Source organism: Halanaeroarchaeum sp. HSR-CO (assembly GCF_024972755.1).
In the GTDB taxonomy this organism is placed as follows: domain Archaea; phylum Halobacteriota; class Halobacteria; order Halobacteriales; family Halobacteriaceae; genus Halanaeroarchaeum.
Genome location: NZ_CP087724.1, coordinates 1,668,242 through 1,682,148, shown reverse-complemented (window position 1 = coordinate 1,682,148; position 13,907 = coordinate 1,668,242). Strand labels below are relative to the sequence as shown.

Genomic DNA, 13,907 nt, shown 5'->3' with positions numbered 1-13,907 from the left:
TATCATGGCAGATCACGGAACCCGGGAGATCGGACACGAACTGCGCGAGGCCGCCAGTCGCCATCCCCACCTGCGGGAGTACCTTCAGCGGTTCAAGCAGTTCACCGGCGAGTTTCCCGAATTCATCGAGGAACCGTCCGACGAGTGGGAGGCCCGGAAACCGAACGTCATCTACAACGTCGGGGGTCCGATCTTCTGTCACGTCTACGGCGACGTTGGAAAGGATACCAAGTACTACACTATCGAACCGGAACTCTCGGGACCCGAGGCTGCAGTCTTCGACGAAGTGCGTACCCGCATCCTCGAGAAGTCGGTCAAGCACACCGCGCCGACCGCCGAAGCCGAGTACGACGATCGGATTGAAGAACTCCTCGAAGACACTATTCGGGTGGCTGCCAACGATGCCGGCGGGAACCTCCTCTCTCGGCTCCGGAACATGGACGTCGCGTCGATCAGGAACCTGACCAGCGAGGACCTCGTCAACGAACTCAGTGGGTCCTCCCGAGGACAACTCTCGATGGATTCGGCGGACATCTCGACCGGCGGCGTCCTCGACGGCGCACGGTCGATCGCCGGGCGGCCCAAGCAGGCCGTCGAGGCGATGCGTGCCAAACTACCGGTCATTCAGGAGGCTGCCGAGCGGACGTTCGGCTACGGCCGTATCCCCGTTTCGGATACGACCTACGACACGATTCGATATCGTCTCAACCGCGACATCGTGGGGCTGGGGCCACTCGAACCGGTGATGCGCGATCCTTTCAACGAGGACATCCACGTCATCGGCCCCCATCAGACGTACGTCGACCACGGGACCTACGGCCTCATCCGCACGACGGTCGACTTCGGGGATCCCGAGGAGTTCGACAACTGGCTTCGCAACATCGGTGAACGAATGGGTGATCCGGTCTCCGATTCCGACCCGATCGTCGACTCGACGTTACCCGACGGGTCGCGTATCAACATCATCTACTCAGACGACGTGAGTCTGAAGGGGCCGTCGCTCACCATTCGTCAAGGTGACGAGGTGCCCCTGTCGGTCGGCCAGATCACCAAGTGGGGAACGCTCTCACCGGAACTCGCCGCGTACCTGTGGCTCTGTCTCGAGAACGAGCAGACGGTGTTCGTCGTCGGCGAGACGGCCTCCGGAAAGACGACCACGCTCAACTCCATCATGGCGTTCATCCCACGGGACTCGAAGATATACACCGCAGAGGACACCGCGGAGGTCCTTCCGCCCCACGACACCTGGCAGCAACTGCTCACGCGTGAGGGACAGGGAGAGAACAGCGCCGACGTCGACATGTTCGATCTGGTCGCGGCAGCCCTGCGATCACGTCCCGATTACATCATCGTGGGCGAGGTCCGTGGGGAGGAGGGGCGGATGGCGTTCCAGGCCGCCCAGACCGGCCACCCCGTCATGCTGACCTTCCACGCCAGCGACATCGTCTCGATGATCCAGCGGTTCACCGGCGAACCGATCGACGTCCCCGAGACGTTCATGGACAACGCGGACGTCGCGCTGTTCCAGAACCGGGTCAAACAGGGCAACGACGTGCTTCGTCGCGTCACCAGCGTGCAGGAGATAGAAGGCTACTCCAAAGAGATGGGTGGGGTCGTCACTCGGCAGGCCTTCTACTGGGACCCCGTCGAGGACGAGATCGTCTTCCAGGGCCGAAACAACTCCTACGTTCTCGAAGAGCAGATCGCGACGCTGCTCGGGTACGAGGATACCCGAGAAATCTACGACGAGATGGACTTCCGGACGGAGATCATCGAGCGGATCATCCAGGAGGACCTCATCGGCTATCACGACTTCAACGATACCGTCGCCTCGTTCCAGCGCGACGGCGTCGAGGGGCTCCCGTTCACGATGGCTCGCCGAGACTTCTAATATGGCGACGGAATCGGACGCCGCCACCGATAACTCGCTCGAGAACATCGACATCGTCTCGTTACTCGCGTCGATCCGGCAGTCGTACATCGACATGGAGATGTCGATTCCGCGGTATCTCCTCGTCATCGTCATTCCGGCGGTCATCGTCGCGATGCTGTCTTTCGTTGCGGCACTCGTTTTGGATCTCCCAGGGGCAGTACGGATGCCGATGCCGTTGCTGGGGGTGCTCGTCTTCGGGTCTGCCCTGCTGTATCCCAAAATAAAACAGGACCAGCGCCGGAAGCGAATGGAGGAGGTATTTCACCTCTACGTCACGCACATGACCGTCCTCTCGACCACCAACATCGACCGCGTGGAGGTCTTCCGTCGCATCTCTTCGGAAGCGGAGTACGGTCCGCTGGCGGAGGAGACCCGACGAATCGTACAGCTGGTTGACACCTGGAACCAGAGCCTCGACGACGCGTGCCGGATGCGGGCGAAGAAGGTACCCAGCGATCCGGTCTCCGATTTCTTCGATCGACTCGCCTATACTATCAACGCCGGCGAGAGTCTCTCGAGTTATCTGGTGAGCGAGCAATCGGCCATCATCCGCAACTACACGACGATCTACGAAGGCCAACTCGAGAACCTGGAGGTGATGAAGGACCTCTACATGTCGATGGTCCTCTCGGTGACGTTCGCGCTCGTGTTCGCGACCGTCTTGCCGATCCTCTCGGGAACGAATCCGACGCTGACAGTGGCTGCCGTCGTCGTGATGTACACCTTCATTCAGATCGGGTTCCTCTATGCCATCTACACGGTTGCGCCGAGTGACCCCATCTGGTATTTCCCGACCGATCGGACCACCACCATCGAACGAAAACTGCAGGTCGGTACGGCCGTCGGTGTCGTGCTCTCTATCGCCGTCATCACCGGGACGCTGGCGGTCATGCTCGGGATGACGCGAATCGACCCCCAGTCGGTTCCGTTGCCGATCTATGCGGCGGTGCCGACGACCCCACTCATCATCCCCGGACTCATTGCCCGGAATGCAGAGGTAGACGTGAAGGGCCGCGACGACGAGTTCGTCAGCTTCATCCGTGCGCTGGGGTCAAGCGAGACGGCCCAGCAGACCACCACGACGAAGGTCCTCTCACGACTCAGGCGAAAGGACTTCGGACCCCTCACCGAGAACATCGACGACCTGTACAAGCGACTCAACATGCGACTGTCCGGCCCCGACGCCTGGCGATTCTTCACGGCCGACGCCCACTCCTATCTCATCCAGAAGTTCTCGGAAATGTATCTCATCGGTCGGGAGATGGGTGGTGACCCGAAGCATCTCGGCGAACTCATCAGTCAGAACATGAGTGAGGTGCTTCAGCTGCGCGAACGCCGTGATCAGTCCACCACTACGCTCATCGGGGTGATGTACGGTATCTCCGCCGCCGCGACGTTCGCATTCTTCATCGGCCTCGGCATCGTCGAGGTGCTCGCCGGAATGTCGATGGGGATCGAGTCGACGGGACAGTTCAACTTCGAGAGCCTGATCAACACCCAGGTGTACGACGTGGACGTTATCGAGTACCTGCTCACGGTGACGGTGCTGGTCAACGCCGTGCTCTCGTCGCTCATCATCCGCGTCGTGGACGGGGGTCACAAGGTCAATTCGTATCTGCACTTCGTCGTCCTCACCTGGATCACTGCGGTCATCGGGTCGATGACGCTCGAACTGGTCTCGATGTTGCTCTCGGTGTAGGCGTGGGCCACACTTATGTACCAAAGGAGGTAAGCAGACGACAGATGGACGACGACGCCTCGGGCGGGTTCGCCCTCGCGATAGCCTCCGGTAAGGGCGGCGTCGGCAAGACGACGACCGCGGTCAACCTCGGCGCGGCGTTCGCGGACAGGGGTCTCGACGTCGCCATCGTGGATTTCGATCTCGGGATGGCGAATCTCGGTGCTTTCGTGGGGCTCACCGACCCCGAGGCGACGATTCACGACGTTCTTCGAGGAAATGCCTCGATCGAATCCGCCTGTCACGAGGGAGGCGGACTGACGATCGTCCCCGGGGCCACGGATCTCGATAGCTTCGCGTCACTCGATACTGCGGCGATCGAGGACGTGGTCGAGACACTCAAAGTGGATTTCGACGTGGTCCTCCTGGACGCCGGGGCGGGCCTCAGCCACGAGGTGGGCGTCACGCTCAGCGCAGCGGACGGCGCCGTCCTGGTCACGACGGCGGAGCTGGCCTCGTTGACAGACGCGGCCAAGACCGGCGAACTCGTCGATCGACTCGACGTCCCCGTCGTCGGCGCGGTCTTCACGCGCACGGGCGACGGTTCGTTCGACGACGTCGAGGGTATCGCCACCGCCCTCGGGACGACGGACGCCGTCACCGTGAGCGTCCCGTACGACCGTGCCGTCCACCGGAGTATCCGCGGTGGCGTTCCTGTCGTCATGTCGGCCCCCGCGGCTCCCGCGTCGAAAGCCTACGATCGACTGGCAACCCGATTGACATCGCTGCTCGATTTCGATATCGAATCGCCAGGCGAATCGGGTGCCGGCTTCGAATGGGTCGACCCGGCCAGCGGTACGGCGGCGGAGACAGACGGTCCCGACGACGAAACTGTCGTCGAGGTCCCACTGGAGGAACTTATCGCGGAAGCGGGTCTCGATGATGGGGAGACGGCGACGAAAGAACGGGTACGGCTCCTCGATAGGGTCTGGTCCCGGCTGTCTTGATCAGCCGCGTGAAACGATGGAGTACATGACGAAGATATACCCCGCCGTCGTGATCACGTAGTTGACGGTCAGGAGACTGCGAGCCCCCGAGAATCCGGTAATGAACGCACTGATGGTCGTCCCGATGGCCGCGGCGACGACGAGCGCGAATCCGATAGAGAGATGTAACATCGCCCGTCTCGTGGTCTGTGCGTACGCTCGAATGGCGAAGCCAACCATCGAGAGGCCGGCGACCGTCAGGGTCAGGCTGAACACCACGTACAACATCTCGATGGTTCGCATTGGCTCTCTTCGTAACTGGTCACAGAATTGCCCTTAAATCTACCCCGCCAATTATAATCTCGGATAATTAGAGACAACGCACGAGAAACCCCACGGCTTTAGCCGTCCACTGCACGGGGGAAATGGGGTCTGACACGCCGGCCCAGGCAACGACCACGCACGGAACGGTGCTTGGCGGTGACCTCGGCGTGAACAACCTCGCCGTTGCTTCGACAGGCACGTTCTGGACTGGCGACGAGTTCGACCACTGGCGGCGCGAATACGAGAAGCGGCGTGACGACCTACAGGAACCCGGGACGCGGTGGGTACACGAGAATATACCGGCGGTCGGTCGGAAAGAGGAAGGCCGCATCAGAATGACGCTTCGCCGCATCTCGAAGGAGTGGGTAGCTGAAGCTCGTGACTACGCCTGTTCGGTGATACCGTTCGTGGACTTGACGTCCATCCGCGAGCGCACTGGCGCGTCGTGGGTAGCTCACCCGTCGCGACGGAGATCCGACCACACGTCGACGAGGTTGTTCTTCGCTTCCGTGCGCTCTTTGAAGTCGAGTTCGACGGACTGCGTTCCGAACTGCACGGATATCTCGTCGACCCGTCGTCTGTAGACCTTCGTCCGCCGCCCCTCCTCCGAGAGTTCCTTCCCTTCGAGGGCCAACAGGTCGTTTTCGACCAGTTCCTCGATGCGGCGATAGGACGTGGCGATCGGAATATCTAGCTCGTTTGAGAGTTCTTGCGCCGATTTCGGCGTGTGCGTGGCCCGAAGAATCTCGGCGTTGTACTTGTTGCCGAGAACACGCAGTACCGCAACCGGTTCCATCAGGTTGGACAATGACCCCGGGGTGAAAAAGAGTATCGACCTTTTTCAGGGCTCGGCCGTCATCGGACGGGGATGCTCACAGAAACGGCGTGCTCGGACTGGACGTATCGGGATGCCGTCATTACGTTCGTCGCCTGCGAGCGGTCGGGACGGGGTCGCCCGTTTCGACGCCGTCGGACCAGCTGTCGTACCCCTCGAAGCGGTTCTGGGCGAGTGGATGACTTCGCGGGGTGTCTCTCCCGTGAGCATCACCATCCCGTCGCGAAATCTGGCCGGTTCTGGACGTTACGGCGGGCGGAATCTGCCTTCGTCGTCGAGTCCACGGTCCCGGATGAGCCCCTGCGGCCGCCGACAGATGATGAAGCGCCGTTCCTCGTTGGGACCGCGCTGATCTGCGGAGTGCACATTCGAGCGATCCGGTCCCCGCGGAACTGCTCGAAATAACCAAACGCTTATTCGAAACGGCGATGAGTCCCGTGTATGACGGCCGAGACGACAAACGTACTCGAGTTCTCGCTCGGCGACGGTCGCTACTGTATCGACATCGCCCACGTCGACGAGATCGTCGACGCGACCGAAGAGATAACCCCGGTGCCCGACGCCGACGATCACATCGTGGGCGTCGTCGATCTTCGAGGTGAGACAACCCGGGTCGTCGACCCGAAGGTATCGCTCGACCTGGACGCGGACCGTACCGGACGGCGAATCGTGGTCCTCTCGGATCAGGATGGAACGGGCCTGCTCATCGACGACGTCCATCAGGTAGAAGACGTTCGAACGGAGGACGTCGACACGTCACTGGCCTCCGAACGAACGCGAGGGGTCATCCGACGCGACGACCGATTCGTCGTCTGGATCGACCCAGCAGCGCTCGTCTGAACCGTCAGTCCAGCAGCGCGTCGACGTCCACGTGTTCGTTCAACAGGCCGTACATCGTCTCGACGGTGCGAACGTCGCGGACGCGGCCGCCGCGGATGAGTTCTTCTGCGCGCTCGACCGTCGCCAGGGTGTCCGACTGGACGACCAGCACCGGGACGTTTCGTTCCTGTGCCTTGCCGAGGACTGCTCCCGGGGGTTCCATGCCGCCGGTCAGGATGAGCGCTTTCACGCCAGGCGCCTCGAGCGCCGCCGTCTGGACGTCCGAGCGGTCGCCACCGGTGATCACGGCGGCGTCTTTGGTGCGCCGGAAGTGGCGTAGCGCGGACTCGCCGGACATCGCCCCGACGAGCACGCGTTCGACGAACACCTCGTCGTCGACGTTCGTCAGGATGTCGCCGCCGAGTTCGTTGGTGATGTCGGAGAGCGTGACGCCGGCGAGGGTGCGGTCGTGCGGGATGACGCCGTGAACGGAGACGTCCCGCGTCTGCAGGAACGGGACGACGTCCGATTCGACCATGTCGTACATCGAGTCGCTGACGGCGTTGAAGACGACACCCTCGAGTCGGTCGCCGAATCGGTCGGCTGCCGCGAGGAGCTCGTCGACGTCGCTCGCCGTCTGGATCCGTTCGACGAGCAGGACGTCGGCATCGATGGCCTCGGCCACGTCGTCTTCGGCCAGGTCGACGATGCCGCCGGTGGTGTACCGGCCACCACCTTCGACGATCATCATGTCCCGGTCCTCGGACAGGGCATCGAAGGCCTCCCCGATGCGGTCGCGGAGCTCCGTCGCGTCCTCCTGTCCGCGGATGGCGCCCTCGATGAACGTCGGCGAGTAGACGATAGGCTCCATCTCGTGCATCTCCGAGTCGAGGTCGAGGATGTCGCGGGCGAGCATGGGGTCCGCGTCGAGGGTCTTGCCGACGTTGCTCTGTAGTCTGGTTCCCTTTGGTTTCATGTAGCCGACCGAGGCGCCTCGCTCCTGTGCGAGCTGGCCGAGCGAGAGCGCCAGGGCCGTCTTGCCTGTACTTTCCTCCGTGGAAGCGACGAGTAACGTGTTCATAGCTGGTCGGGGTCAACGGTGAGTCGGATGTCCACAGCCTGTACGCCGTCCGGGGTCGCGACGAGCGGGTTGATGTCGAGTTCGAGGATGGCCGGGAAGTCGGTGACGAGTTGCGAGAGGCGCTGGACGCTCTCGACGACCGCGTCCTCGTCGACCGGGTCGCGGCCTCGGGCACCCCGCAGCAGGGGCGCGGACTGGATCTCGTCGATCATCTCTTCGGACTCCCGTTCGCTGACGGGAGCCACCCTGACGGTGGTATCCTCGAGGATCTCGACGAAGATCCCGCCGAGACCGAACAGCATCAGCGGCCCGAACTGTGGGTCCCGGTTCATTCCGAGGATGGTCTCTGTACCCGAGTCGAGATCGACCATTTCCTGGACCTGCACCCCCAGGATGGTCGCGTCGGGCTGGTAGTTGCGAGCGCGGGTTACGAGGTCCTCGAAGGCGTCCTCGACGTCCTCGTCCTCGACGCCGACCTTGACGCCGCCGATGTCGGACTTGTGGAGGATGTCCGGACTCACGATCTTCATCACGACGCCGCCGTCGATCCCCTCGGCGACCTCGCGGGCCTTTGTCGGCGTATCGACGATGTCGCCGGCCGGTGTCGGGATGCCGTACGCGTCGAGGAGCTCCATGGCCTCGACGCCCAGGCGGTTCGTGTCGCGATTCTCGACCGAACGCAGTATCTCCTCGGCCCGGTCGCGGTCGACGTCGAACTCGATCGGCGGTTCGTAGTCGAGTTCGGTGATGTCGCGGTAGGTCGCGAGCGCGTCGAGACTGCGGACGGCTCGTGCCGGGTCGAAGTAGTTCGGGATACCGTGGTCGCGTAGCGTGTCCGCTGGCACCTCCACCCGTTCGCCACCCATCAGGCTGGCGACGACTGGATTGCCGTGTTTCTGCTGGACCTCCGCGATGTCGTCGGCGAGTCCCTCGTATTCGATGACGGCGGTCGGACACGAGATGACGACCGCGCTGGAGACGTTCTCGTCCTCGAGGACGATATCCAGCGCTTTCTTGAACCGTTCGTTGTCGGCGTCACCGATGACGTCGACCGGGTTGTAGATGTTCGCCTCGTCCGGCATCGTCTCGCCCAGTCGCTCGACGGTCTCCTCGGTGAACGACGCCATATTCAGGTCCGAATCACCGATGGCGTCGGTTGCCATCACGCCGGGGCCACCGGCGTTCGTGATGACGGCGACGTCGTCGCCGTCCGGGACCGGCTGTCCGTCGAGGATGCGGGCGTAGTCGAACAGTTCCTCGACGTTTTCGGCCCGGAGGACGCCAGCCTGGTCGAGGCCCGCCTCGTAGGCGCGCTCCGACCCGGCGATGGTCCCCGTATGCGAGGACGCGGCCTGCGCCCCGGCATCCGTCCGACCGGATTTTACCAGTACGATCGGGGTGTCTTCGGTGACGTCCCGAGCGGTGTCGATGAACTCGCGGCCGTTCTCGATCCCTTCGAGGTAGCCGAGGATGACGTCCGTGTCCCCGTCCTCGTTCCAGATCTCGATGAAGTCGGTCTCGTCGAGGACGGCCTTGTTCCCCAGCGAGACGATGTCTTTGAACCCGATATCCTGGTCGTTGGCCCAGTCAAGCACCGCCGTGATGAACGCGCCTGACTGACTCATGAAGGACATCGATCCCGGGAGTGCGTCCTCGGGACCGAACGAACCGTTCATGTCGACCGGCGTGCTCATCACGCCCAGGCTGTTCGGACCGACAAGGTTCAGGTCGTATTCCGATGCGATCTCTTGCAGTTCATGTTCGCGGGCTGCTCCTTCCGACCCCGTCTCGCCGAAGCCAGCGGTAATCACGACGACGTTTTTGACGCCGTTCTCGGCGAGGTTCCGGACCGCGTCGACGGCGATATGCGGTGGGACCACGACCACGGCCATGTCGACCGGGTCTGGTACCGCGCCGATATCGCTGTACGCCGCGATGCCGAACACCTCGTCTCGCTTCGGGTTGATTGGGACGACGTCTCCGGCAAACGACTCGAGGTTCTCCATGATCGCCCGTCCGATGGATCCCTCTCGTTCTGTCGCGCCGACGACGGCGACCCGTTCGGGGGCAAAGAGCCCACGGGCTCCACGTGGCATCGTCATAATCACGTACATCTCGGATAGGCTTAAATGTGGGTAATTCGCCCGTGACGCGGGAGAGAACCTTTCACGATGCATAATATTAGTGCACGTATCAGAAAAATGGTGTAGAAATCGTACGGTCGTCGTACCGTGGTTTCAGTCGTCGTCGAATATTTTCCATCACTAATCGTATATATTACACGTCAGTACGATGGCTCCCGGCAACCCCTCCATGTTTGCCACGTTTTTTCGTCCGTGGGTGTGAACCGTGGGCCATGACGCCCGATCTGTTCTCTGCACTTTCGATACGAGACACGACGGCACGTAATCGCACGATGGTCTCTCCGATGTGCCAGTACTCCTGTGAGGATCGGGACGGACTGGCGACGGACTGGCACCACGTTCACCTCGGGAGTCGGGCCGTCGGCGGCGCCGGTATCGTGATGTCCGAAGCCACTGCCGTCGAAAAGCGGGGCCGCATCTCGCCACAGGATCTGGGCATCTGGTCCGACGAGCACGCGGCCGCACTCGAGGAAACGACGACGTTCATCCGCGATCAGGGTGCCGTTCCCGCCATTCAGCTCGCCCACGCCGGCCGGAAAGCGTCGACGCGCAGGCCGTGGGAGGGTGGGGGCCCGCTCCAGCCGACGGAGGGTGGGTGGGACGTGGTCGCACCGAGTGCGAACCCATGGCCGTACGCGGACGCCACTCCCCCGGAGACGCAGGAACTCTCCGTCGCCGAGATCGACCGGATCGTCGACGCTTTCAGGGCCGCGGCTCGACGTGCGGTCGATGCGGGCTTCGAGATACTCGAGATCCACGGTGCCCACGGCTACCTCGTTCACGAGTTCCTCTCGCCCGTTACGAACGATCGCACTGACGCGTACGGGGGTTCCTTCGAGAATCGGACCCGATTCCTCCGGGAGATCGTCACGGCGGTCCGCGAGGCGGTGGCCGAGTCGGTCCCGCTGTTCGTCCGCATTTCCGCGACCGATTGGCTCGGGGACCGTGACTCCTGGACGCCGGATCAGTCCGTGCGTCTCGCGGCCCGACTCGGTGACCTGGGGGTCGACCTCGTCGACGTCAGTACGGGGGGCATCAGCCCCGACCAGGACATCGACTGGACTGGCCCGAACTATCAGGTTCGCTTTGCAGAGCGAATCCGCGAGGAGACCGACGATCTCCTCGTTGGAGCGGTCGGCGGCATCCAGACGGCCGAACAGGCGCAAGCGCTCGTACGGAACGGTCGAGCCGACGTGGCCATCGTCGGTCGCGAGTTCCTCCGGGACCCGTACTTCCCGCTGCACGCCGCCCAGCGACTCGGCGAGACGGACCGGCTCCAGCCCCCGGCCCAGTACCAGCGAGGGTTCTGAGCACCGGTACGCCTTTTTCGCTTCCCTTCTCTCACCTGGTATGGTGGAATACCGCCCATTTCCCGAGGACCGGCGGGCGACGTTCTCGGCGATGCTCTCCTACGCCTTCAGTCCAGAATTGGGGCCGTTTGCCCCAGCGGACGAGGACGAGACGCCGCCTCAGGCCCGCGTCGGCGAGAATCGGGGGCTCTTCGACGGCGACCATCCCGTATCGGTGTGTCGGCATCATTTCTTCGACACGCGCGTACGCGGGACGACGCTCTCCATGGGTGGGATCTCGGCTGTCGCCACACCCCCGGAACATCGTCGCAAGGGGTACATCCGTCGGCTCCTAACCGAGACCCTGGGCGAATATCGGGATCGCGACGTTCCGGTAGCCTCGTTGTGGCCGTTCGAGACATCGTTCTATGCCCAGTTCGGCTGGGCGACTGCCTTTCGGACGGCAGTGCAGACGGCCGACCCAGCGGTCTACCGGATCGGTGACCCACCGGCGGGCCGGTACTATCGGGCCGAGAAGGACGACTGGGATGCCCTCGATGCCGTCCTCGACTCTCACGCCCACGAGTACGAACTGGCCGTCGACCGGTCCGAGTCGTGGTGGCGCAATCGTGCGTTCCACGGCTGGGAGACCGACCCGTACGTCTACGTCTGGGAGCACGATGGTCGTCCGAGCGGGTACGTCGTCTATGCGATCACCGAGGAGGACGACGAGAAAACGCTCGACGTCTGGGATATGGCCTTCAGGGATACGGACGCCCATCACGCACTGTTGGGATTCCTCGCCAACCACGATTCGCAGGTCGAGACGGTTCGGCTGCCGACTCCGCCTCGGGAGATGCTCCTGGACCTGGTAGCGGACCCCGAAGAGTTGGACGTCTCGTTGAAGACCGGGGCGATGGTCCGCATCGTCGACGTCGAGATGGCATTCGAGGCCATCACCTACCCGGAGGACGTCGACGGGCAGGTGGTCCTCTCCGTCACCGACCCGCTGGTCGACTGGAACGACGGGACGTTCGCGCTCGATATCGCAGACGGCGTAGCCTCCGTTTCCACGGTGGATCGACCGGCGGACGTTGACGTCGACATCGGGTCGTTGTCACAACTTTTCGTCGGCTATCGCGATCTCGAGACGATGGCCACCGAGAACACGATGACCGTAGAAGACCACTTCCGTGCGGCCGTCCTCGATAATTCCCTCCCGGCGTCGTCGGTCTATCTTCGGGAAGGGTTCTGATACCCCTGGACCGGTCAGTCGACCGGTTCGAATCGGTACCCGTCCCACTCTTGACTCTCCGCCTCCCGGATCCCGGCGTCGGGATCTCTGAGTTCGTCGACGTAGACGGGTTCGACCGTATCGCCGGTATCGACGTCCGCAGTCGTCAGTTGGCCGATGACTCGAACGGTGTCCTCTTCGACGACGAACTCGACGATGGCGAGGGCGTTCGGTTGTCGAACACCTGGCGGCGTGGCCGTACTCTCGGTCCAGGTCACCACGGTTCCCGATCGTTCGGTGAGGTCTATCGGTTCGCTCTCGGCGGTCCCGCAGGTCGGACACCGCGGGTGGTCGGGGTAGTAGAGGTGACCGTTCGTACAGCGGGAGGCCGTGAGACTCATCGTGGCCCCTCCAGGATGGTGGTCGTGACACAGTTCCCAAACCCACCGACGTTACACGCGAGCCCGACGTCGCCGGCCACCTGACGGTCGCCGGCCTCGCCGAGGAGTTGTCGGTACAGTTCGAAGACCTGCGCGACACCGCTCGCTCCGAGCGGATGTCCCTTCGACTTGAGCCCACCGGAGGTGTTCACCGGTAACTCGCCGTCGCGGTGGGTTATCCCGTCGCTCGCGGCACGCCAGCCCTCCCCTTTCTCGAAGAATCCGAGGTCCTCCAACTGGAGCACCTCGAGGATAGTGAACATGTCGTGGAGCTCGGCGAAATCCACGTCCGTCGGGTCCATATCCGCCATTTCGTAGGCCTGCCGGCTGGATTCGGCGACGCCCCGCATGGTCGTGGGGTCCTCGCGCTCGTGGACGACGTGTGTGTCGGTGGCGCCGCCGATGCCGGCGACGGTGACGTACTCGTCGGCCACCTCCTCGGCCACCGACTCGGGGGCGAATACCAGCGCTGCACTCCCGTCGGTTATCGGGCAGAAGTCGTAGAGGCGCAACGGGTCGGCGACGATCGGCGAGGAGAGCACCGTCTCGCGATCGACCGCCTTCCGGAACTGTGCGTGGGGGTTGTCGAGTCCGTTGCGATGGTTCTTTACCGCGATATCGGCGAGGGATTCCCGCGGTGCGTCGTGCGTCTCGAGGTAGCGTCGAGCGACGAGGCCGGCGAAACTCGGGAGCGTGAGACCGTGTTTGTACTCGACTGGGTGCGTGAGCGACGCGATGACGTCGGTCGCCTCGGCAGTCGACCGATGGGTCATCTTTTCGCCGCCGACGAGCATCGTCATCTCGCTGGCCCCCGAGGCGATGGACTGCCAGGCAGCATAGATGCCTGCTCCGCCGCTGGCACTCGTCTGATCGACGCGCTGGGTGTACGCCGGTACAGCACCGAGGTCGTGGGCCAGGGCATTCATGACGCCAGTCTGACCCTCGAACTCGCCGCTCGCCATATTCGAGACGTACAGGTGGTCCAGATCGGACGCGTCGATGTCCGCGTCCGCCAGCGCCTCGGTGCCCGCCGCTGCGAGCAGATCACGAATCCAGGCGTCGCGTTCCCCGAACTGGGTCATCGACGCGCCGATGATCGCTACGCGTTCCATATCCCTCGTCCGCCCTGGGCCCCCTTCTAGGT

At 63.2% G+C, this 13,907-nt stretch carries 12 protein-coding genes and 1 pseudogene; 7 read left to right on the top strand and 6 right to left on the bottom strand.

Features of this window, described 5'->3' with window-relative positions; translation table 11 throughout:
* The first annotated feature begins 4 nt into the window (after positions 1-4).
* From HSRCO_RS08660 to HSRCO_RS08650, 3 genes are read left to right on the top strand one after another with little or no spacing between them, the layout of a single operon-like run.
* On the top strand, positions 5-1,891 hold the full coding sequence (locus tag HSRCO_RS08660) for a type II/IV secretion system ATPase subunit (protein ID WP_259517244.1): 1,887 nt from the start codon (positions 5-7) through the stop codon (positions 1,889-1,891).
* A 1-nt stretch (position 1,892) separates the two neighbouring features.
* The gene (gene flaJ / locus HSRCO_RS08655; protein ID WP_259517243.1) at positions 1,893-3,632 is read left to right on the top strand and encodes an archaellar assembly protein FlaJ; all 1,740 of its coding nucleotides are present in this window, start codon (positions 1,893-1,895) and stop codon (positions 3,630-3,632) included.
* Positions 3,633-3,676: 44 nt separating this feature from the next.
* Positions 3,677-4,618, top strand: a complete 942-nt coding sequence (locus HSRCO_RS08650; RefSeq protein WP_259517242.1) for a MinD/ParA family protein — start codon at positions 3,677-3,679, stop codon at positions 4,616-4,618.
* Here the strand turns inward: HSRCO_RS08650 and HSRCO_RS08645 are convergent, their stop codons facing one another.
* Complete coding sequence (locus HSRCO_RS08645; protein ID WP_259517241.1) at positions 4,619-4,900, bottom strand: hypothetical protein; 282 nt, start codon at positions 4,898-4,900, stop codon at positions 4,619-4,621. It abuts the gene before it with no gap.
* Between the two features lie 98 nt (positions 4,901-4,998).
* On the opposite strand from HSRCO_RS08645, the pseudogene HSRCO_RS08640 reads away from it, so the two are divergent.
* A pseudogene (locus tag HSRCO_RS08640) lies at positions 4,999-5,370 on the top strand (RNA-guided endonuclease TnpB family protein); the annotation flags it as partial.
* 5 nt (positions 5,371-5,375) lie between these two features.
* Here HSRCO_RS08640 and HSRCO_RS08635 read toward each other — a convergent pair.
* Positions 5,376-5,717, bottom strand: coding sequence for a helix-turn-helix domain-containing protein (locus tag HSRCO_RS08635; protein ID WP_259517240.1), 342 nt, complete (start codon positions 5,715-5,717; stop codon positions 5,376-5,378).
* 480 nt (positions 5,718-6,197) lie between these two features.
* On the opposite strand from HSRCO_RS08635, the gene HSRCO_RS08630 reads away from it, so the two are divergent.
* The gene (locus tag HSRCO_RS08630; protein ID WP_259517239.1) at positions 6,198-6,596 is read left to right on the top strand and encodes a chemotaxis protein CheW; all 399 of its coding nucleotides are present in this window, start codon (positions 6,198-6,200) and stop codon (positions 6,594-6,596) included.
* A gap of 4 nt (positions 6,597-6,600) precedes the next feature.
* Here HSRCO_RS08630 and HSRCO_RS08625 read toward each other — a convergent pair whose 3' ends face one another.
* Positions 6,601-7,656 carry a phosphotransacetylase family protein gene (locus HSRCO_RS08625; protein ID WP_259517238.1) on the bottom strand — a complete coding sequence of 352 codons (1,056 nt, stop codon included), beginning with the start codon at positions 7,654-7,656 and terminating at the stop codon, positions 6,601-6,603.
* Positions 7,653-9,758, bottom strand: a complete 2,106-nt coding sequence (acs, locus tag HSRCO_RS08620; RefSeq protein WP_396266390.1) for an acetate--CoA ligase alpha subunit — start codon at positions 9,756-9,758, stop codon at positions 7,653-7,655. Before acs ends, HSRCO_RS08625 begins: the two co-directional genes overlap by 4 nt.
* A 254-nt stretch (positions 9,759-10,012) precedes the next feature.
* Between acs and HSRCO_RS08615 the strand changes: the two genes are divergently transcribed.
* Positions 10,013-11,110 (top strand): NADH:flavin oxidoreductase/NADH oxidase, encoded by a 1,098-nt coding sequence (locus HSRCO_RS08615; protein WP_259517236.1) that lies wholly within the window; start codon positions 10,013-10,015, stop codon positions 11,108-11,110.
* A 40-nt stretch (positions 11,111-11,150) separates the two neighbouring features.
* Complete coding sequence (eis, locus tag HSRCO_RS08610) at positions 11,151-12,344, top strand: enhanced intracellular survival protein Eis (protein ID WP_259517234.1); 1,194 nt, start codon at positions 11,151-11,153, stop codon at positions 12,342-12,344.
* Positions 12,345-12,358: 14 nt separating this feature from the next.
* Here eis and HSRCO_RS08605 read toward each other — a convergent pair whose 3' ends face one another.
* Together HSRCO_RS08605 and HSRCO_RS08600 are read right to left on the bottom strand one after the other, a co-directional pair.
* A complete protein-coding gene (locus tag HSRCO_RS08605; RefSeq protein ID WP_259517233.1) occupies positions 12,359-12,724 on the bottom strand; it encodes a Zn-ribbon domain-containing OB-fold protein in 366 nt (121 codons plus the stop codon).
* Positions 12,721-13,875, bottom strand: coding sequence for a thiolase C-terminal domain-containing protein (locus tag HSRCO_RS08600; protein WP_259517232.1), 1,155 nt, complete (start codon positions 13,873-13,875; stop codon positions 12,721-12,723). The genes HSRCO_RS08605 and HSRCO_RS08600 overlap by 4 nt, the downstream gene beginning before the upstream one ends.
* Positions 13,876-13,907: the final 32 nt, after the last annotated feature.